Origin of the sequence: Robertmurraya beringensis, assembly GCF_042433785.1 — a bacterium.
In the GTDB taxonomy this organism is placed as follows: Bacteria; Bacillota; Bacilli; order Bacillales; family Cytobacillaceae; genus Robertmurraya_A; species Robertmurraya_A beringensis.
The window spans coordinates 149,296-170,718 of sequence record NZ_JBHLUU010000128.1 but is presented as its reverse complement, the minus strand read 5'-3'; the positions used below and the strand labels follow the sequence as shown (position 1 = coordinate 170,718).

19 protein-coding genes, 2 pseudogenes and 1 riboswitch are annotated in these 21,423 nt (G+C 38.6%); of the genes and pseudogenes, 11 read left to right on the top strand and 10 right to left on the bottom strand.

The window, feature by feature from the left end; all coding sequences use genetic code 11:
- Positions 1-29: 29 nt before the first annotated feature.
- From ACFFHF_RS24680 to ACFFHF_RS24665, 4 genes are all read right to left on the bottom strand, one after another.
- Positions 30-1,235, bottom strand: a complete 1,206-nt coding sequence (locus ACFFHF_RS24680; protein WP_377059286.1) for an MFS transporter — start codon at positions 1,233-1,235, stop codon at positions 30-32.
- Between the two features lie 179 nt (positions 1,236-1,414).
- Complete coding sequence (locus ACFFHF_RS24675) at positions 1,415-2,641, bottom strand: MFS transporter (protein WP_377059285.1); 1,227 nt, start codon at positions 2,639-2,641, stop codon at positions 1,415-1,417.
- A 91-nt stretch (positions 2,642-2,732) separates the two neighbouring features.
- Positions 2,733-3,614 carry a shikimate dehydrogenase gene (locus tag ACFFHF_RS24670; RefSeq protein WP_377059284.1) on the bottom strand — a complete coding sequence of 294 codons (882 nt, stop codon included), beginning with the start codon at positions 3,612-3,614 and terminating at the stop codon, positions 2,733-2,735.
- Positions 3,615-3,836: 222 nt separating this feature from the next.
- Complete coding sequence (locus ACFFHF_RS24665; protein ID WP_377059283.1) at positions 3,837-4,391, bottom strand: shikimate kinase; 555 nt, start codon at positions 4,389-4,391, stop codon at positions 3,837-3,839.
- Positions 4,392-4,592: 201 nt separating this feature from the next.
- Here ACFFHF_RS24665 and ACFFHF_RS24660 point away from each other — a divergent pair, with 201 nt between their 5' ends.
- Positions 4,593-4,901, top strand: coding sequence for an ArsR/SmtB family transcription factor (locus tag ACFFHF_RS24660; protein WP_119709725.1), 309 nt, complete (start codon positions 4,593-4,595; stop codon positions 4,899-4,901).
- Positions 4,902-4,912: 11 nt separating this feature from the next.
- On the top strand, positions 4,913-5,875 hold the full coding sequence (locus tag ACFFHF_RS24655; protein WP_377059282.1) for a cation diffusion facilitator family transporter: 963 nt from the start codon (positions 4,913-4,915) through the stop codon (positions 5,873-5,875).
- Positions 5,876-5,917: 42 nt separating this feature from the next.
- On the opposite strand, the gene ACFFHF_RS24650 is transcribed toward ACFFHF_RS24655, so the two are convergent.
- The 4 genes and pseudogenes from ACFFHF_RS24650 to ACFFHF_RS24635 all read right to left on the bottom strand — a co-directional run bounded on the left by ACFFHF_RS24650 (position 5,918) and on the right by ACFFHF_RS24635 (position 9,221).
- Complete coding sequence (locus tag ACFFHF_RS24650; protein ID WP_377059281.1) at positions 5,918-6,622, bottom strand: TerC family protein; 705 nt, start codon at positions 6,620-6,622, stop codon at positions 5,918-5,920.
- Between the two features lie 310 nt (positions 6,623-6,932).
- A complete protein-coding gene (gene chbG / locus ACFFHF_RS24645; RefSeq protein WP_377059280.1) occupies positions 6,933-7,643 on the bottom strand; it encodes a chitin disaccharide deacetylase in 711 nt (236 codons plus the stop codon).
- Positions 7,644-7,654: 11 nt separating this feature from the next.
- A pseudogene (locus ACFFHF_RS24640) lies at positions 7,655-8,459 on the bottom strand (family 4 glycosyl hydrolase).
- 72 nt (positions 8,460-8,531) lie between these two features.
- A complete protein-coding gene (locus ACFFHF_RS24635; protein WP_160546186.1) occupies positions 8,532-9,221 on the bottom strand; it encodes a PTS transporter subunit EIIC in 690 nt (229 codons plus the stop codon).
- On the opposite strand from ACFFHF_RS24635, the gene ACFFHF_RS24630 reads away from it, so the two are divergent.
- The 5 genes from ACFFHF_RS24630 to ACFFHF_RS24610 all read left to right on the top strand — a co-directional run bounded on the left by ACFFHF_RS24630 (position 9,148) and on the right by ACFFHF_RS24610 (position 14,309).
- Positions 9,148-9,474, top strand: a complete 327-nt coding sequence (locus ACFFHF_RS24630; protein ID WP_160546187.1) for a UTRA domain-containing protein — start codon at positions 9,148-9,150, stop codon at positions 9,472-9,474. The two genes, ACFFHF_RS24635 and ACFFHF_RS24630, sit on opposite strands and share 74 nt — an antisense overlap.
- 148 nt (positions 9,475-9,622) lie before the next feature.
- Complete coding sequence (locus tag ACFFHF_RS24625) at positions 9,623-10,834, top strand: MFS transporter (RefSeq protein ID WP_377059309.1); 1,212 nt, start codon at positions 9,623-9,625, stop codon at positions 10,832-10,834.
- A 184-nt stretch (positions 10,835-11,018) separates the two neighbouring features.
- Positions 11,019-11,120: riboswitch (purine riboswitch) on the top strand.
- Between the two features lie 121 nt (positions 11,121-11,241).
- The gene (locus ACFFHF_RS24620; protein WP_377059279.1) at positions 11,242-11,835 is read left to right on the top strand and encodes a xanthine phosphoribosyltransferase; all 594 of its coding nucleotides are present in this window, start codon (positions 11,242-11,244) and stop codon (positions 11,833-11,835) included.
- Positions 11,835-13,142 carry a nucleobase:cation symporter-2 family protein gene (locus tag ACFFHF_RS24615; RefSeq protein WP_340905229.1) on the top strand — a complete coding sequence of 436 codons (1,308 nt, stop codon included), beginning with the start codon at positions 11,835-11,837 and terminating at the stop codon, positions 13,140-13,142. The genes ACFFHF_RS24620 and ACFFHF_RS24615 overlap by 1 nt, the downstream gene beginning before the upstream one ends.
- Before the next feature lie 81 nt (positions 13,143-13,223).
- Positions 13,224-14,309: a DNA alkylation repair protein gene (locus ACFFHF_RS24610; RefSeq protein ID WP_377059278.1), complete on the top strand. Its 1,086-nt coding sequence runs from the start codon at positions 13,224-13,226 to the stop codon at positions 14,307-14,309.
- Positions 14,310-14,360: 51 nt separating this feature from the next.
- Here the strand turns inward: ACFFHF_RS24610 and ACFFHF_RS24605 are convergent, their stop codons facing one another.
- On the bottom strand, positions 14,361-14,801 hold the full coding sequence (locus tag ACFFHF_RS24605; RefSeq protein ID WP_377059277.1) for a hypothetical protein: 441 nt from the start codon (positions 14,799-14,801) through the stop codon (positions 14,361-14,363).
- 139 nt (positions 14,802-14,940) lie between these two features.
- The gene (locus tag ACFFHF_RS24600) at positions 14,941-18,027 is read right to left on the bottom strand and encodes an efflux RND transporter permease subunit (protein WP_377059276.1); all 3,087 of its coding nucleotides are present in this window, start codon (positions 18,025-18,027) and stop codon (positions 14,941-14,943) included.
- Positions 18,028-18,247: 220 nt separating this feature from the next.
- Here ACFFHF_RS24600 and ACFFHF_RS24595 point away from each other — a divergent pair, with 220 nt between their 5' ends.
- The 4 genes and pseudogenes from ACFFHF_RS24595 to ACFFHF_RS24580 all read left to right on the top strand — a co-directional run bounded on the left by ACFFHF_RS24595 (position 18,248) and on the right by ACFFHF_RS24580 (position 21,148).
- Positions 18,248-19,099: a TetR/AcrR family transcriptional regulator gene (locus ACFFHF_RS24595; protein ID WP_377059275.1), complete on the top strand. Its 852-nt coding sequence runs from the start codon at positions 18,248-18,250 to the stop codon at positions 19,097-19,099.
- 99 nt (positions 19,100-19,198) lie between these two features.
- Positions 19,199-19,342, top strand: a complete 144-nt coding sequence (locus ACFFHF_RS24590) for a hypothetical protein (RefSeq protein ID WP_377059274.1) — start codon at positions 19,199-19,201, stop codon at positions 19,340-19,342.
- Positions 19,343-19,354: 12 nt separating this feature from the next.
- Positions 19,355-20,479: pseudogene (locus ACFFHF_RS24585) on the top strand (metallophosphoesterase).
- Positions 20,480-20,614: 135 nt separating this feature from the next.
- Complete coding sequence (locus tag ACFFHF_RS24580) at positions 20,615-21,148, top strand: YceI family protein (RefSeq protein ID WP_160546194.1); 534 nt, start codon at positions 20,615-20,617, stop codon at positions 21,146-21,148.
- Positions 21,149-21,423: the final 275 nt, after the last annotated feature.

The window sequence follows — 21,423 nt, the reverse complement described above, 5'->3', positions numbered from 1 at the left end:
AGCCCATATTCAAAAGTGGCTGCCTTTTCTTATGCGGCTAGTTGCTGTTGTTTGAAGCTTGTTAGTTTACGATATTGGTAGAAGACGACTCCTGCTGCAAGGATTCCTATGAAGTTGACGAAAAGCGCAAACACAAATACGCCATGAATATCCACATATCTGGTAATGAATCCAGAAACCATCGGAATAAGGGTCGTTGCTAATCCTGTTGCGGTGTACATAATTCCTGTTACTGAGCCTTTGCGATCCCAGAAGAACTCACATAATACGGTTAATCCAAGCTGAAGGACACCTGCTAGAAAGAAGCCGATAAGGAATGCTGAGATCATTGCGAGCACGGGTGTTTTAAAAGTCAATAATGCCAAAATCGACAAGAATGATAGTATTGGATAAACAAGAACAATGGTGACGGGACGAATGGTCTTTCTTACTAACAAGGCTAAAGAGATGACGGAGAGAAGGGCTCCCCAGCTGTAATACGACATCAGTTTTAACGAATCGACTAATGGCATTCCTATCATTTCCTGCCCGTAAGTGGGGATCCAAATATTCATTAAATAAAGAAGAGCAGGAGCAGTAAAACCAATAACGATAATGGCCACTCCTTCGATCATAAAATTAGGCTTTGTATAGAACACGACAGGTGGGCCGCTTTCCGTATTTTCTGCGCTAACCTTATGATTAGGAAACTTTGCCTTCACTAACATGAAACCTGATACCAAGAAGATGAAGGCTGGGATAAAAAACGACATACCATAAAAAATATCATGCTGAATAAATAAGGCAATCAGTAATGGAAGTAAAGCAGAGCCGAAAGAAATAAATGCCTTTAATGCAACCGTAGCTGATCCGGCTGTCTTTGGGAAAACCTCCATTACCGTCGGGTACGTTCCTGCATCTAAAAATGCATTGCCTAATCCACCACAAAAAGCAAACACAATCGCCATTACATAGTTTGGACTAAGAGGTATACCGATTAGGAACACAGCAAACAACAGACAACCAGCGACGATAAATGGTTTTCTACCAATCTTATCAGACCATACCCCACCTAAATAAAGGGACAGTAGCCGACCGAGTCCAAATGCCGAAATGATAAAGCTGACTCCGGCTTTATCTGTGTGGAATTGTTCTGTTAAGAAAGACATATTTTGTGCAATCATAATATAGGCCATGCCAAAGACAAAATAGTTCATGTAGCAGCCAATTGCCGTAAAAGAGTATTTATTGTTCATTTTCAGCACTCCTTTCTTCTTTAGTACACTTTGTGAGAACTTGAGCATATTATATCAATATTAAGATACTTATTACGGTGTAAATACGTCTACTTATTGAAATCAAATTGTCTAAATTGAGAACTTTTTAGAATCATAGGGGATGGCACTAATACGTACGATTAGTGCCATTTCCTTTTTTAGCTTGCCAGTTTAACCTGAGCTATCGTCTTTTCTGCATACTTCTTGTTCACATATACGGCAAGTCCGACACCGATGGCTGTGATGACAAAATTAAACAATAGAAGATACAATGGTCCGTCCACTCCACCAGCTCTCGTGATCGCTCCTGCAGCTGTTAAAATCGTGTAGTTGGCAAGACTTGAAGCGATCATAACGATTGATGTCATTTTACCACCGTTTGCTGGAGATAACTCAACAGCTAGAGATGTGACTAATTGAAGAACTCCACCTGCAGCAGTAAAACCAAGCACGAAACCACCGACTAATAAAATAGAAGGTACTTTCACAAAGTAAATCACGAGCAACATGACGGCAGCAATTGCTGGATAAAGGGCAACCACTTGAACCGATTGAAGAATTTTTTTGTTAATTAAATAGGATGTGATCAAAATCGCAATCACTGTTCCAAGTGCATAATACGATTGAATTTTACTTGGGTCCGCTAAACCGTAAAGTTTTCCTAATTCCTGATTCGCATTTAACCACAAGATAAAGGTAGAAGTAACCGTGAATCCTAAGATCACAATCGCCAAACTTGGTCCTGTTAGCTTTAACTTTTCTGATTTTTTAGAGTCTGCTTTTTCCACTTTCGCCAACATTGGAGGGAATGGTAAAACCGCCATTAATACGCCTGCTACTGCTAAAAGAATCGCTGATAAATAGAATAATGATGTAAATGGCATCGTGTTTGCCGCTACAAAACCAATCATAAATGGAAGCAAAAATTGTCCAATGGAGATCGAGAATTTTACAAACAAGTTGCCCACATCGCCTTTTTTCTTAAATATTTCCATGATGGCTGGATAAACGGCTGTATCTATGAAAGAGTTCGCCACCCCACCTAGTAATGCAAATGCATAGGCAACATACATACTTGGTGAAAATACCAGACCGATAAAATAAGTGACATACGCTGTAATGCCAATTAAACCAGATACTCTTCGTCCAAATTTATCTGACAGTGGTCCTGCAATGGGAAGCGAGATTAAACGTCCTAACCCTAATGCGGCAATAACTGTGAGCACCATACTCACGTCAAATGTACCGTCCGTTAATGTGGTAGCCCCCCATTTTTCCGCAAAATTCTGTTTGTATTGCGCTAAGATGGATACGCCAATTCCGTGAACTAAATAAGTAAAATAAAGTGCAAAAGCGATTGGATAATACTTTTTATTTGTCTCCATACTTTCTTCTCCTTTCAAATTTGTGAATCACTTCACATTATTTACGAAAAAAATTTATCTATCAGAGAAAGGAATACCCTTCCTTTCTCTTTTAAAACATTTCCTCTTTTACATACTCAACAGGCATATCTTCCCCGGTCCAAAGCTTAAAGGCTGCAGCTCCTTGCCAAAGCATCATTCCTAATCCATTGATTGCTTTCGCACAACCAGCTTCTTCTGCTAATTCTAGTAATCTCGTTTTACGTGGAATGTATACGACATCAGATACAATGAGTTCTGGTCGTAACCAAGATGCATCTGGCACCACGCTCTCTCCTTCTAACGGCTTCATGCCTACACCTGTTGCATTTGTAAGAATATCGCTAGTTGAAATTTCTTCCTTTAAACGATCGGCATCATCAAGATTGTAAACCGTCGCCTTACAACGGATTCCTTCTATCTCTTCGTTAATAATTTGGGCATTTTTTAAAGCACGATGATAAAAGTCGTCCTCACGGTTAAAAATCGAGATTTCAGTTACTCCATCCAGGGCAGCTTGAATCGCAATCGCCGTCGCAGCTCCACCAGCACCCATTAAAGTCATTTTCTTGCCAACGACGTCCACACCTGCTTCTTTTAAGGCTCTCATATATCCAGTTCCATCTGTAATATGACCGATTAGCTTTCCATTTTCATTCACCACTGTATTCACTGCACCCGTAAACTGAGCAGCAGGAGAAAGCTCATCTAATAATGGAAGAATTTTCGTCTTATTGGGCATAGATACATTAAAGCCTCGTACGCCTAACGCTCTCATTCCTGTTACCACATCAGCTAACTGCTCATTTCCTACCTCAAATGCCATATATGAATAATTTAACCCACGCTCTCTTAATGACATGTTTTGCATAGCTGGTGATAATGAGTGTCCGATTGGGGTTGCTAAAAGTCCAATTAATTTTGTTCTACCATCGATGCGTCCTAAATCTGCCATGATCCTTGCCTCCCATTGAAATTGTTTTCCTAGTTGTTTGATTGTGAAATGATTCACAAGAATAATAAAGTTTTTTTCATGAATTCATGTTATACCTTAATTGTATGGGGGAAAGAAAGGAAAGTCTAATTGAAAAAAACAACCTGATTCATAGGCTGTCCCTATTAAAAATTCCAAATAAAAAGAAAAAACCATTCAGTTTGAATGGCTTTTCGTCATAAATTATCTTGGCTCATAAATATCCCAAGCAACCTTTAATGAATCGACGATATAATCGGCAATCTCTTCTGCTTCCTGAGAATCGGTTTTTACCCTTGAATGATGGTATTGGTAGATCTCTTGTCTACTATTAAAAAGCTCCAAAATTTCATCAATATTTCGACCTTGAAGAACTGGTCTTGAATCAATAATTAAACTAATACGATCTTTCCAATATTCCCACGATAGGTCTAGGAAAAATACGATACAATTTTTCGTGCACGCTTCCCTTATATCTTCTTGAAGAAATGCACCGCCGCCTAAAGAAAGTACTGAAAGCTTCTTCTTGCTTAATTTAGTAATCACTTCTTTTTCTTTGGCACGGAAGGCTTTTTCCCCAATTTGCTTAAAAATTTCTGAAGTTGGTGCACCGTATTCTTCTTCGATCACTTGATCGATATCTATAAAATCACGATATAGCTTTTTAGCTACTAATTTTCCAATGGTTGTTTTCCCCACACCCATAAAACCGATAAATACAATACTTTTCTCTCTTAATGGAACTTCTCTTACTGTCACTGTCATCACTCCAACGTTCACTCCAATACTTAATCGGACTAAAGCATATTGTATTCTACCATGTTATCACTTTTTCACAGTTGTTCCAAAGTAAATTTCTGAGAATTCAAGTTTTTTTATCACCAAATGACCAACTTTATGATACTATACATATATGAACATATGCTCATATGTTAAATTACTGATTAAAGGAGCTAGATGATGGAACGTACGGATCATTCTTTTCTTAACCAAACAACAGCGGATGAAGCAGCAAGGATATTTAAAGCACTAGCTGATCCAACAAGAATAAAAATTTTATACTTACTCTCCCAAGAGGAATGTTCTGTGAGTCATATTACGGAAGTACTGGAGATGACTCAATCGGCCGTTTCCCATCAACTAAGCACGCTGAGAAAGCTTCGATTAGTCAAATATCGTCGGGAAGGAAGCACCTTGTACTATTCATATGATGACGAACATGTTATCACGATTCTTCAACAAGTCCTTTCCCATATTAATTGTAATTAGGAGGAATTCACATGGGTCATCACCATCATCATCACGGTCATGGTCATGGTCATCATCATCACCATCATGCTCATGACCATTGCCATGATCATTTTGATTCGCAGCGGGAAGGAAACAAAAAGGGGTTACTCATTGCTTTATTGGTTACAACGGGAATTATGTTTGCGGAGTTTTTTGGAGGATTAATGACTAATAGTCTTGCACTTTTATCAGATGCGGGGCATATGCTTAGTGATGCGAGCTCTTTGTTACTTAGCTTGGTAGCTCTTTGGATGGCTTCTCGTCCAGCTACTCCAAAGAAAACCTTTGGATTTTACCGGTTTGAAGTGTTAGCCGCTCTGTTTAATGGTGTCACTCTATTTGTCATTGCTGGTTTTATCATCTGGGAAGCATTTGAACGGTTTATGGAACCTCCAACCGTTGCCAGCGGAACGATGATCCTCATCGCTTGTATTGGTCTTGGAGCTAATTTAATTAGCGCTTGGTCTTTATTACGAAATGGTGATGTGAAAGATAATGTGAACGTGAGAAGTGCCTATTTACACGTATTAGGAGATGCGTTAGGATCGGTTGGAGCGATTATTGCTGGAATCGTCATGCTGCTGTTTGGATGGTATATCGCGGATCCTATTATTTCTGTCATCGTCGCTTTATTAATTTTACGTAGTGCATGGGGTGTCATTTCTCATTCTCTTCATATACTAATGGAGGGAACACCATCATCTGTGAATCAAGAGGATGTAAAAAAAGCTCTTGAATCCATACATGGTGTGATCGATGTACATGATCTCCATATTTGGACGATCACATCTGGACTTCACTCTCTTACTTGTCATTTACTGGTGAAAGAGGAACACCATTCACAAACGATTTTACAAGAGGCGATTCGGACACTAAGCAGTCGATTCCATATTGACCATTCTACGATACAAATTGAAACATCAACCGATTTACATCAAGCGCTAAAAATATAAAAAAAGGTGCTCCCTTTCTAAATAGGGAGCACCTTGCATATCTTAGTGAGAACCAGCTTTTTTCAGTTCAAATGTTTCTTCGTTCTGAGCTGCAAGCTGTTTCTTTTTCACGGTCATATGACCCGCAAATAAAACAGCTGCAATGACTAGGATCTCAAAACCATACTTGATAAATCCGTTAGCAAAAATTCCATTTAGGAATCCTTCTCCAACGATCATTTTCGCTGCTGTCCAAGCTAGAATAGCTGAACCAATGGTTACGATAACTGGGTAACGTTCGATCCATTTAATAATCATTGTACTACCCCACATAACAACAGGCACGGAAACAAGCAATCCAATAATTACTAACGTCATATTCCCATGAGATGCACCTGCAATTGCCAGTACATTGTCTAGTCCCATTAACGCATCAGCGATGATCACCGTACGTATGGCTGCCCAGAATGTGTCTCCGGCTTTTACGTCACCGTGGCTATCGTCATCCGTCAATAGCTTATAAGCGATCCAAACAAGTAATAGTCCACCTACTAGGTGTAAACCAGGGACCTTCAGTAACCAAACAACAGCAAGTGTTGCCACTACACGAATGACAATCGCTCCGATTGAGCCCCAAAAAATTACTTTTTTCTGCTGTTCTTTTGGAAGATTTCTAGCTGCTAATCCAATAAGGATGGCATTATCACCGGCAAGAACTAAGTCAATAGCAATAATAGTAAGTAGTGCGGTTAAAAATTCTAGTTCCATACATGATTCCCTCCTAAAAATTAAGTTCTTATCGATTTTTTTGCCTACAAAATAAAGAGACCCTTGCCATTGTAGGCAAAGGTCTCGCTAAGCACAAGTAAAATGCCAACAAAGCCGATGGATTGCTCCATGGAATGACGACTTTTGTTTCAGGAAAAATCCTGACGCTACTCCCCTTTACTGAGAAAGGAAAACCGATAATATTCTTTTGTACTATACTACAACTATAGTCAAAACAAAATGAATATATGACTATATTACATAAGTTTATTACTATATGCAACTATAATATTTGTAACATTTTCCCTTTTTATAATAATTGGATGCCTTCTGGGAGGACCACCGCTTTTAGAAGATCCACCTCTTCTATGCGTTTGTACGTATAGGAAGAACCATTTAAAATGGCTGTATCTAAGTAAGCTGGGTGTGTCATCACTTCAACTTTTGTTGGTTGGCTGAATCGTTCCCCAAGCTTATTGAAATACTCTGCTTCCAATCCATCTCCATAAAAATCAAATAATGCCACATCTGAAAATGGCGCCACACCTTGAATTTGATCTAATCCATTGGCTCTAACCGGTAAGTTGTATTTTTCAGCTAATCGTTGAACAACCGGTAATAACTCCCCAATCGTATGAACATGGTGATGACTATCCATATGTGTAAGGGGAACACCTGAGCTCAAAAACTTTTCAATTTGAGCGGTCCATTCTCTTTCCACCTCTTCAACACGTATCGTCTCTTTTTTCGAGTGGAGATCTGACAGGGAATGAAAGAATCCCTCTTCATTCGTAAGTGAAGAAGCATCTTGTAAAAGAGGCTTTCCACATGTAAGGACAAGATGAATCCCGACTTGAAGGCTTGGATGCTCTTTTGAAAGCTGAATGGCATGCTCCGTTCCTTCCATATTCATCATCATTGTGGCGGAGTTCACAATTCCATTCAGATGTGTGTCAATAATTCCATAATTCACTCCAGAACTAAAACCAAAATCGTCTGCGTTAACAATTAATTGAATCATGTACATTCTCCTTATTTTAAAGTAAACTGCGGCAAATGCTCTTTATGCGCTTCTAACATTTCATTGAGAATCGTCTTCGCTGTTTGATCACTTGGAATAAACGGGTTCATCGTCATGGCCAGAAGCGCTGTGTTGTAGTTGCCTGTTACCGCTGCTTCAATGGCAACCTCTTCAAAAGATTTCATATACCCAACCAGTCCTCTTACCGCTACTGGTAGCTCTCCTACGCTAATCGGCTTCGGACCGTCTTTCGTAATAACACAGCTTACTTCTACAGCAGCATTGGCAGGAAGATTAGAGATAGCTCCGTTATTTCTTGTATTCACTGCTTGGATATCTCGCTTATCTGTATACATCGAGTGAATCAATCGAACGGCTTGCAAAAATTCTGGTTCCCATCCCATTGCATGGATATTTTGCATCGTAATTGCCTTTTCTGGATTTGTTAAAAGAGAAATAACTTCCTTTTTCACCGATTTTCCATCAACAAAAACATCCAATCCATACACCAGATGATTTAATCCAGTTTACGAGACTCTAATAAGCCAACTCGCAATTGAGTTGTGACATAGTCTGCTCCTTCTAACGCTTTTCTTCGATCGAGTGTTAAGTGAACCTTGATAGGAAGCCCTGATTTTTCGACCATTCGTTTAGCTTAGTTTCAACAATATCGAGCTTTTCTTTTCCTGCGTCTATATCCACAAGCCATATTTCTCTTATTGGTAGTTCGTCATAATACTTAATAAATCCTTCAATTAATTCTGGCGTATAGCTAGATCCTCCGCCAATCGTTACAATTTTTAAGCCTTTATTCAGACTTTGGCCTCCTTATATTTTAAAAAAAGAAACTCCCTGGGAAGATAAATCACTTTGCCCAGGGAATCATTTTTACATTTTCAAAGTATCAGATGGTGCTTGAAGTTCACTAATGAATTTTCGTAAAATAAGACCAAATAACCCCATCGTAAAAATGGTCGCCATCCCAGGTAGAAGCTTTGAAAAAGATCTTGCAACAGCTGGGGGTACTCCATCTGGTAATTTGATCACCAGGTACTTGATTTTCGCTAATCGTACAAAAATTTCAGTCGCAAAAATAGAAAAGATAATACCTGTAAAAAGTGCAGTAGCATCAAAATAATTCCAGCTAATAAAGCCCCATGCGCCACCAGAGACGGCTTCTCCTCCCTCAGGTGTGAGAGTCACATTTCCTATTTGGGGAATGAGTACAAAGAAAGCAACTCCAGCAACAAGCATCGCTTCAAATCCATTATCTCCATAAGACTTCGCAAGCTTGTAGGCAATTCCAAAGACGGCAAAAACGGTCATGAACGCAAGCGTCCCCCACCAGATGTCTCCGCCAAGTGTGTTCCATATTTCTCCGAATAAGGCAACCATCATTTTTTGATACGGCTTCCCAATTCCTGGTACTGAACCTAAGTTGTTTAACAGGACGGCCAAAGAACCGACCATCGTAATCGCGATCATTCCAACCAACGCGTCACGAATGGCAAGTAAATGCCTGTTATTCCCCAACTTGTTCGCCACCGGCATGATGTATTTATCAATAAAATTCATCATCCACCTATTCCCCCTGTACAAGCTGTTGCAAACTCAATATGACCTTCACGTAAGTAAAACCATTGAGAACTTAGAATTGTATCAGCCGGATGAGGAAATAGCGAAAAAGCTGCAAATCCCTGTGGGCAGCCCTTGCTTTTCTTTAGACACACATGCGTACTTAGAGGATGGATCCATTATTGAGTACTCAAAAACCATATTTCGGGGAGATTTAACCCATTTTATTATTGAAAGAAATTACAACAGAGTGTAGAGCTCTGTTGTTTTATTTGTAGTGACAATATACGTTTCCATCATTTTTACCCATGACAGATTTTACAAAAACCTCTATAATAATCTTCGAGATACGAAATTTTTCATTAAATGAAGAATATATTAAATGAAAAAGAGGCTATAAAATGATGTGGAAAAATCGGAATGTATGGATTATTTTAATTGGCGAGTTTATTGCTGGGGTTGGATTATGGACTGGAATTATCGGAAACTTAGAATTTATGCAAGCGAAGGTACCTTCTGATTTTCTTAAGTCTCTTATCCTCGCTACTGGCTTATTAGCAGGAATTCTTGTTGGCCCTCTTGCAGGAAGAATGACCGATCAGTATAGTAAAAAAACAATTATGATTTATTCGGGTATTGCCCGTATGTTTAGTGTCATCTTTATGTTCCTTGCGCTATATACCGGCTCGGTCTGGTGGATGGTCGTATTTATGATTGGCATTCAGCTTTCCGCTGCTTTTTATTTTCCAGCACTACAGTCAGCTATCCCTTTAATCGTTCAAGAAAATCAGCTTCTCCAACTGAATGGCGTACATATGAATGTGTCGACCATTTCACGTGTACTAGGTACGGCTTTGGCGGGCGCCATGCTTGTCGTTATGCCCTTATCCATGTTGTATGTTGCATCTTTTGTTGCTTACGGCATTTTACTCGTCTTCACCTTCTTTTTAAAAATGGAAGAGCCGGAGTTGTCCAACTCCGCGCTAAACACGAACGGATCTAGTGGATTTAAAGATGTTCTCCCTGTTATCAAAGGAATGCCCGTTGTCTTGATGACCCTAATTATGGCCCTTGTTCCCTTGTTGTTTCTAAGTGGGTTTAATTTGATGGTCATCAATATTAGTGAAATTCATGATGATTCCTCGATTAAAGGCTTGATATATACAGCAGAAGGAATCGCCTTTATGTTAGGAACGTTTGTGATCAAAAGGCTCAATGATAAATGGTCTCCTTTTACCATTATTTTTGTTTTTTCAACCGTGATCGGTTTGGGTCAAATATCACTATATTTTGTTGAGAACAAGGCACTTGCCATTCTTTCTTTTGCCATAGTTGGTTTTGCGGTTGGCTGCTTTTACCCAACGGTTTCTACGCTTTTTCAAACAAAGGTTCCAAAGAGCTTCCATGGCCGCTTCTTCTCATTCAGAAATATGCTTGATCGAATCATGTTTCAGGTCGTACTCCTGGGTACCGGTTTTTTATTAGATGTGGTCGGACTACAAATCATGGTGCTTATTTTCGGAGCCATTTCGTTGCTCACCACAGGAATTTTCTATAGTAAACATAAACAGCAACCAGTTGAGTTAGAGGTAGAAACTGTTACTGTTACCAAATAATAGACTTGAGGTGTCCGAAACGGGCACCTCTTTGTTCGTATTTTATGGACAGTTTGCTATTTTTTCGTATTTATCTGACTATTGAAACCCTTAACACGAATATTAATGCATCTTTTTACCATAAATTTTCGGAATTAATCGTGATTTTTCTATTGAACTACAATATAATGGTGATATAATAATAACTAACTTCATAGGATTCACTCATATAATAGCGAGAATATGGCTCGCAAGTTTCTACCGAATCACCGTAAATGATTCGACTATGAGTGAGCAATGGGAATTGCTATGATATTTGTTTTATCTATGCAAACCACGCCTTTAAAGCCTAAGGTCATTGCTTCACTCAATTTGATGTGAATGCAATGAAGTTAGGCTTTTTTATTTTTCTTTCTTAGGGAGGACATATGAAGTTATTACAGGATAAGATTTTACAAGAGGGAAAAGTACTCTCGGAGTCTGTTTTAAAGGTTGATTCGTTTTTAAACCACCAAATAGATCCTCAGCTCATGCTAGAAATTGGTGAGGAATTCGCAAGGCTTTTTGCAAATGAAGGTATTACAAAGATTCTCACACTCGAGTCTTCAGGAATTGCTCCTTCGGTGATGACAGGATTAAAGCTTGGCATCCCTGTTATTTTTGCTAGAAAGCGTAAGTCTCTTACATTAACAGATGATCTACTAACGGCCACTGTTTATTCATACACGAAACAAGAGTCGAACGAAATCTCTATTTCTAACAAGTTTATTGAAAAAGGAGATCACGTTCTTATCATTGATGACTTTTTAGCAAATGGGGAAGCCGCCTTAGGTCTTATCGAACTTGTTACACAGGCAGGAGCAACGATTGCTGGAATTGGAATCGTCATTGAAAAATCGTTCCAAGCTGGTGGAAATAAATTAAGAGAACAAGGCTTGAAGGTTGAGTCACTAGCAAGAGTAGAGTCCCTTTCAAATGGAGAGGTCAAATTTGTAAAAGACAAGGTGGAGGAATCGGTATAATGAAAACAAATCCGTTCAAACTTACTTCTTTAGGAATTCAACATGTGCTTGCCATGTATGCAGGGGCAGTTATTGTTCCACTAATTGTTGGGGGAGCACTTGGATTAACTGGCGAGCAATTAACATACTTAGTTTCAATCGATATTTTAATGTGCGGTGTGGCAACACTTTTACAAGTCTGGAAAAATAAATTCTTTGGAATCGGGTTACCTGTTGTTCTTGGTTGTACATTTACAGCTGTTGGTCCGATGATTGCCATTGGTGGAGAATACGGGATTTCAGCTATCTATGGATCCATCTTAGTTTCTGGTTTATTCGTAGTTTTGATTGCGAAGTTTTTTGGAAAGCTCGTTCGATTTTTCCCACCTGTTGTAACAGGTTCAGTTGTAACGATTATCGGTATTACCTTAATTCCTGTTGCTATTAACAACATGGCTGGTGGTCAAGGAAGCCCTGATTTTGGTTCGATGACGAACATTTCTTTAGCTTTTGGAACTCTTCTTTTTATTATTGTTTTATACCGCTTTTTCACAGGTTTTGTTCGTTCGGTTTCGATTCTTTTAGGTTTATTAGCAGGTACAGTAGTTGCTGCGTTTATGGGAATGGTTAATTTTTCAGCAGTAGCTGAAGCTAGCTGGTTCCATATGGTCACTCCTTTCTATTTCGGAATGCCAACATTTGAAATCACAGCCATTTTAACGATGATTCTTGTTGCGATGGTAAGTTTGGTTGAGTCAACTGGAGTATATTTTGCTTTAAGTGATATTTGTGAAGAGGAAGTTACGGAAAAGGATCTAGCCAATGGCTATCGTGCGGAAGGTTTAGCGATTCTTCTTGGAGGATTATTTAACGCTTTCCCTTACACTACTTATTCTCAAAACGTTGGTCTTTTACAAATCACGGGAGTAAAAAGCAAAAATGTGATTTATACAACGGGAGCTATGTTAATTCTATTAGGATTTATCCCTAAAATCGGTGCGTTAACAACGATCATTCCTACATCTGTTCTAGGCGGAGCCATGATTGCGATGTTCGGAATGGTTATCGCGTATGGTATTAAAATGTTAAGCAAGGTAAATTTCGCGTCACAAGAGAACTTATTAATTATTGCTTGTTCGGTTGGAATTGGTCTTGGTGTCACAGCTGTTCCTGACCTTTTTGCTCAAATGCCATCAAGCATCCGTATTTTGACTGACAATGGAATTGTGGCTGGTAGTATTACAGCCATTTTATTAAATATTGTATTTAATGTTGCTCCGAAAGCAGAACGCGTTCAACCGGTTTTGAATGAGCAGAAAGCATCTTAATTTAGACATTCGGCCATCCCACTGATGTGGGGTGGTTTTTTTGTTATTATGTAAGAAACGAAAATGGAAATGAGGATTTATATGGCAGAGTTAATTAAAGATAGATATAGCCCTTCATTTTTTAACCAATTTATCAAAATATTGAAGTCAGCTTATCCGGATTTTGATGAAAACCAGTTTTTAACCTTTATTTATAATGACGAATGGGAACAGCGGGAATTCAAGCAACGAATTCGCCATATAACACTCGCATTAAGAGAGTCCTTACCGCAACCGTATGATTCTTCTATTGAAATATTGCTGACGATCGCTCCACAATGCAAGGGTGTAGAATATTTGTTTTTTCCTGATTTTGTTGAAGTGTACGGTCTAGATCATTGGCAAACCTCAATGTTTGCACTAGAGCAATTCACTAAATATTCGAGTTCTGAGTTTGCGGTTCGACCGTTTATTTTGAAAGATCAATCAAAAATGATGATTCAAATGCAGCATTGGGCATTAGACGAGGATGAGCATATACGAAGATTAGCGAGTGAGGGCTGCCGTCCGCGTCTCCCTTGGGCTCCAGTTTTGACTGCTTTAAAGGAAGACCCCACTCCCATCTTACCTATCCTTGAAACATTAAAGGAAGACCCTTCCCTATATGTAAGGAAATCTGTAGCAAATAATTTAAACGATATTTCAAAAGATCACCCCAACCTGTTAAAGCAAATCGTTCGTGAATGGAGAGGAAAACATCCGCACACCGATTGGATTTTAAAGCATGCTAGTCGCAGTTTACTGAAAAAAGGGGATGTTGAGACTCTTCAACTATTTGGATACACATCTGCGGCTAATATAGGTGTTCAAAATTTCACTCTTTCATGTGATCAACTGTCACTTGGTGAGACATTAACGTTTTCATTTGACGTTATTAACGAATCCATTGAATCACAAAATCTTCGGATTGAATACGGGATTGATTTTATGAAAGCGAATGGAAAACAAGCCCGAAAGATTTTTCATTTATCACAGAAGACCTATCCAAGTGGAACGACCCACTTGACCCGAGAACATGTATTTAAGAATTTGAGTACACGTAAGCATTATGAAGGTTTGCACGGTCTAGCTATTCTTATAAATGGTGAGGAAAAAGCAAAATCCGAATTTATTTTGAGGGTTAAGTAAGTGAATTATTAGAACATCCATCCTGCATTTATTCAGGATGGATGTTTTGTGTTACCACCATTTCCAAAATGACCAATCGCCCCAGGAGTATTTTTTGTCATCATCCCAGTCTTTGTCATACCAATCATAATCATCTTTGTCATCGTGGTCATCATGGTCATGATCATGGTCTCCTTTTTCCCAGCAGTACCAATCATGCCAAACGTCCTTTGACTCTATACATTTGCTACTATCTTTCTTTTCCCTTAGACAGCCATCCCAATCTTTCCAGTCATCATCGTCCCAATCCTTATCCCAATCCTCATCTCCCCAGTGGTCATCCCAATCGTTACTCCCTTTCGAACTAGAAAAGGAAAAGAGGAAACTAAAAAAAGACTTTGTTGTTGATGATGAATCACTATAAGAGTAACTGGATGTTGCTAAAGCAGAGGATGGGAAAAGAAGACCAACGATTAGCATCACAATGGTCCAGTATTTTAAAGAGCTCTTCAAGAAGATCACCTCCTTTTATCATGTCATACTTTACTACTATTATAGCATTAATTGTTCTTAATTAAGAACAACAATATTAAATATTCCTTCCCCTAAAATAAAAAACCCTCAATCAAAGGATTGAGGGCTTCAACAATGCTTAGTTCTCTTCAATTTCTTTACGATTTTTCTTCAACATCTTTGAAAGTACTTCATATACAATCGGTACAATCACTAGTGTGAGAAGTGTGGATGATGTTAAACCACCAATGACCGTGATGGCTAATCCTTTTGAGATTAAGCCAGATCCACCAGCGCCAAATACCATCGGTACCATTGCACCAATTGTTGCGATGGCGGTCATTAGAATTGGACGTAATCTTGTTGCTCCCGCTTCAATGATTGCATCACGGATCGACATTCCTTCACGTTCCATATGAATAATACGGTCGACGAGTACAATTGCGTTCGTAACAACGATACCAATCAACATCAATAGTCCCATCATTACGGATACTGAGATTGTCTCACCAGCTATCCATAATCCTACGAAGGAACCAATCACCGCAAATGGTAGAGAGAATAGGATCGCAAATGGCGCTAACCCTTCACCGAATGTGACCACTAAGATGAAGTACACAATCAGTACAGCTGCCAACATCGCTACCCCAAGTTGCGTGAACGTTTCTTGCATATCCGCCGCTACCCCAGAAACTCCAAGTGTTACTCCTTTAGGCAAATCAAGTTCATCGATCTTTTTGTCTGCTGCAGAGGTTGCCGCAGAAACATCATCTGTTGTTACTGTTCCAGAAACGGTAGAGTAGTATTCCCCTTCACTACGAGCTAATGTGTTATAGGTTGTTCCCTCTTCTACGGTTACAAGTTCAGACAACGGCATGGTCGTACCCAATGCAGTTGGTATTTGAGTTTCCAACAATTCATCGATTGATTTTGCGTCTGTTTTTGCTTCACGTTGAACGATGACATCAATTTTTTCACCGTCATTTTCTACGGTTGTTAAGACGTCTTCAGAACCTGTATTTGCTAGTGCTCCAACAATTTGTGCGGTGGTTAGACCGTATTGTAACACATCCTGTTGATCCACATTTAACACATGCTCCACATATGGATTTTCCATATCAGATGTAACGTCTTCCAAGTTTTTAACATCGTTTAGTGCCTCTTCCACTTGGTTCACTGCTTTATTTAAGTCTTCTAAATCTTCACTGTACAATGTGTAGCTGACTTCATTTGAACTCATGCTACCCATCGCCATATTTTGCGATTTCCATTCACCAGAATGATCAATATTAAATACATAATCTTCTACTTCTTTTTTCACTTCAGGAAAATCCTTCATGTCAGGATCAAAAATCAGGTACATTAACGCACCTTTTGCCCCACCCGTCATGATAGCCGACATGTCTGTAGACGCACTATTGTTGTAAGAAATTTGAACAATGTCTATATCGTCACGTTTCATCAGTTCTTGTTCAACTTCTTCAATATTTTCTAGCGATTCTGCCTCAAGTTCACCAGCAGCTGGTGTGTACGTTAGGTAAATGGTTTTCTCTTCTTCAGAACCCATAAAACTAAAACCAATGATTGGAGTTAATGCAAGAGATCCTCCAAGTAATACTACTGCAATTAGAGAGGTAATGATCTTATGATTTAACGCTTTAGCTAGCACACCTTTGTACCATGTTGCTAATCTTCCAACCTCGTTGTGCTGTTTAACTTTCTTTTCTCCGTATAAATTTTTTCGGAATAAGAAATGTGATAATGCTGGAACAATCGTAATCGCAACAATTAGTGACGCACCTAAGGCAAATGCCATCGTTAACGCAAACGGTCTAAAGAGTTCGCCAACCATCCCACCTACGAACATAAGTGGAGCGAATACCGCCACTGTTACGAGAGTAGATGACAGGATTGGTTTAAACATTTCAATCGTTGCTTCACGAATTAATGCACGACCTCTAAGCTTTTCATTTTCCAAATTCATTCGTCTATAGATGTTTTCTACAACAACGATTGAGTCATCAATCACACGACCAATCGCTACCGTAATAGCACCTAAAGTCATAATGTTTAAGGTAATATCAAGCCAGTTTAATAGCAAGAATGCCATAAAGATTGACACTGGAATCGATACGATGGATATAAGTGTTGATTTTACATCACGCAGGAATAAAAGAATGATGATGACCGCAAATAAACCACCAAATAATGCTTTTTCGACCATTGTGAAAACAGAGTCTTCGATTGGTTTTCCTTGGTCTAACGTTACATCAATGACTAATCCATCAATGGCTTCTTTTTCGTCCTCAATTAAGTCTTTAATTTCATTAACTACTTCAACTGTATTTGCCTGTTGGCCTTTTGTGATTTGAATAGAAATGGCCTCTTCCCCATTTGTACGGGAAATGGATTGTACTTTTCCAACTGTTTCTATCGTAGCGATATCTCCTAATGTAACAAACGGAGTTGGATTTTCTGCCGTAGGTGTTACAGGAATGAGCATCTCTTTTAGTTCATCAACCGTTTTTATATCACCATCAATGGCTACCGCTTCTTCTCCTTCTTCATACTGTTGGAGACCTAGTGATAACGCCATATCGCTTGCTTGAACCATTTGTTTCACGGTATCTTCCGTTAAACCAAGCGCTTCCATCTTCTCTTGGTCATACGTGAATTGCACTTCTTCGATATGTTGACCTGTAATGGTTGTGGATCCAACACCATCAATATTGTTTATGTCTGGTAAGATGGTTTCTTCAACCGTTGTTGATAATTCAACAATATCTTCCTCTGTGCTGGATATGGATAAAGCCAACACAGGCATCATATTCATACTAAGCGCCATAATCGTTGGCTCTTCAGCAGCTTCCGGTAACGTGATATTATCTAGTGCAGATTCAAGTTCACGTTTTTTCTCATCCATATCAACGCCATAGTCGTACTCAATTTGTAATTGAGCTACGTTTGCAGATGAGTTTGAAAAGACCGCCTTCACATCCTCAAGCCCCTCAATCGTCTGCTCCATCGGTATCGATACTTCATCCATTACTTGTTCAGCCGTTGCACCTGGATACACATCCATGACAATCAAATATGGAATCGACACATCTGGAATACTTTCCATCTTCATCTTTGTGCCAGAGTATATGCCAGCAGCTGTTACAATAATGGTTAATAACCACACAGCAAGTTTATTTTTCAGGACGAAATTAACTAAACTTTTCAACCATTTTTCTCCCCTTTTGATTAATTTCAAGTGATTTGTTATAATAAAACAATAAATGACCAATTAGTCATCACTATTACAATATAACTGACTGATCGGTCAGTCGTCAACTTGTTTGTACTCACAATGTGTTAATACGGACTACTATAAATAAAGATTCAAATTTTATAATAAAAAGATGACAATCATGATCGTAACTTGTTTTAACGGGGGTATTTCTATGAACGAAAAAGATAGGCAAATAATCGAAGTAAGCATGAGGCTTTTTGCTAGTAAAGGATTTTCAACCACATCTATCCAAGAAATCGCAACAGAAAGTGGAATTTCTAAAGGAGCCTTTTATTTACACTTTAAATCAAAAGATGACTTACTATTAGCTATTTTACAATACCATTTTGAGATGATAGAGCAAGCTTTCTCAGAAGTAATAACAAGCTCACAAAGTCCTCGAGAAAAGTTTATTTCTCAACAGATGGCATTATATTCACATTTTCTTACGCATAGAGAATTTCTTATTATGCTCACAAAAGAGCAAGCGATACCGAGAAATGAAACAATCAAACATTTGTTACTAGGGAAGCAAATGGAATCTCATCAACACTATCGCCAAAGCATTATTGATATCTACGGCCTTGACATTGAACCGTACTCATGGGACATAACGATCATCCTTGAAGGCATGATTAAATCATATATGGGCGTTTTATTATTTTCTTCCCCAGATTTTAATATCAAACAGGTTACTGAGTTTATTCTTAAAAGAACAGATAGTATAGTGAAGGATATTTATGAGGACAGTCCCTTCTTAACAAACGACAAAGTCGAAGAAATCATCCATTTCTTCCTTTCGTCTGATCAGCCATCGTTATCAAATGTATTAAAAAACTTAGAAGAAGAGATAGATAAAATAGGAGAAGACGAACTACTCGTCACTTTTCAAGTATTAAAAGAGGAACTTGAAAAAGAAAAGCCGCGAGCTCCTGTCATTCAAGGAATGCTATCAAACTTCAGTGGTTATCCTAGCCTAGATCACTATAAAAATCTCATTTCAGAATATTATTCAAGAAAATAAACGTTCAGAGATTGAACATTTTTTACCCAGTTTGACCAGTTAGTCATTTAAAAGATATACTTATCCTGACCATATAGTCATATGAAATGAGGGGTAAAGATGAAGCTAAATGAGGTAGTAAAACAGGCAGTTCGTGAAACAATGATAATAAGTAAACGATTAACGAGTGCGCAAATTGTTGAAAAGCTGCAAAAACAAGGAATCCAGGCTTCACTTTGTAAGCGCCTTGTCACACATGAATAGGAGTAGAATACTTTGAAAACAGCCATGTACAGTAGGCTTGTCCTAACGATTATTTTATATAGCGTCTTCACCTTTTATATCAGCTGGAATGTACATCTGTGGTTACAGTCCACTTTTTCTATAGAAATTTTCGGAATCGTTGTTGCTGTTATTTTTCTATTATCCTACAGCTATGTTCTAGCGAGATTTTTTAAACAATTATTAGTTCTCAAATATATAGGTTCTTATTGGTTCGGAATTATTCAATACACCTTGTTGCTTCTTCCAATTGCTGATTTTATCGGTTGGTTATTTATTTTTGCTGGCTTTTCACCTAACAGCGTAATTTTTTGAGTAGGTACCGTTGTCCTCTTGGTGATGATCGGTATTTTAGGACTTGGTACATTCAACGCCTATAATCCTGTGATTCGGGAGCATGAGATTGAAATAGATAAAGAAGCTTCATTTTCCTCTCTTCGGGTCGTCATGGCCTCCGATATGCACTTTGGCCATTTATCCGGTAAAACTCACGCAAATCGATTGGTTCAAGAAGTGAATTCACTACAGCCCGATCTAATTCTGTTACCAGGAGATATTATAGATGATGACCCTGAGCCTTTTATTCAAAAAGGATTCGGTTCCATTATGGAAAAGCTATCTGCTACATATGGTGTATACGGGGTGTTAGGAAATCATGAATATTATGGTGGCGGAATTCCCTTGTATGTAGAAGAAATGCAGCGTATTGGAATTCCTATCTTAATGGACGAGACAGTTGTCCTTGAAGGCGGTATACAGCTCGTTGGGAGAAAAGATAAGACCGATCGTAACCGTAAACACATTGAAAACCTGCTAGATAGCTTAGATGAGACAAAGCCCATCTTTATTATGGATCATCAACCACTAGAACTTGTTCAAGCAGCAGAGCACGGAGCCGATTTAATGTTGTCTGGACATACTCATCGTGGACAGATGGCACCGAACCACTTGATAACTAAAAGAATTTTCGAGCTTGATTGGGGATATTTGAAGAAAAGTCAACTTCATGCATTCGTCTCCTCAGGCTTTGGCTTTTGGGGTCCACCGCTCCGGATTGGGAGCCGTTCGGAGATCCTTTTGATTGATATTACTTTTACTAAAAACAGTTTGCGTTCGTAGCGCAAACTGTTTTTATTTATTTGAAAATTTATTTATTGACAAAGGTTTGATCCCTATCATATAATTACTTCGAAATAAAATATATTTAATTCAAGATATATGAACTGAAACAAAAACTATTGGAGGTATATTAAAATGACAAAAGCAAAATGGGCAGTTGACACAGCACACAGCAACGTAGATTTTTCAATCAAACATATGATGATCGCTAAAACAAATGGTGCATTCCATAAGTTCGACGCAGAAATCGAAGCAGATCCAACTGATTTAACTACTGCAAACATCGTATTTAACGTAGATGTAGCAAGCATTGATACTCGTAATGAGGATCGTGACAACCACCTTCGTTCTGCTGATTTTTTTGATGTAGAAAACTATCCAACTATGACTTTCAAATCTACTTCAATTGAAAGAAAAGACGAAGATGAGTACAACGTAACTGGAGACCTTACTCTTCACGGCGTAACAAAATCTGAAACTTTTGTAGTCACTTTCGAGGGTCAAGGTAAAGATCCTTGGGGCAATGAAAAAGTTGGTTTCAGTGCAGAAGGTACAGTAAACCGTAGTGATTACGGTCTAACTTGGAACGCTGCTCTTGAAACAGGCGGAGTTCTTGTTGGGGATAAAGTGAAGTTTTCTATTTCTTTAGAAGCTGCAAAAGCTGAGTAATACCTACTGATAACTAAGGGCTGTTACTTTCTTATTAAAAGACACAGGAAAAGACGTATGAATTGGTCATACGTCTTTTCACGTTTCTAAGAAATTGACATAGCAAACGTGAGCTGATGAATAGGCGGAGAAATTCCGCTTAACTTAATAATTTTTTTAAAAAAGGCTTAAATAAACGGAGAGATTCCGCCAATTGGCTCGAAAATTTCGAAAACGGGGGAATTTGCACTGCATTAGTGGAAACTCTCCCCTTATTTACCCTAAAATGAGCTCCA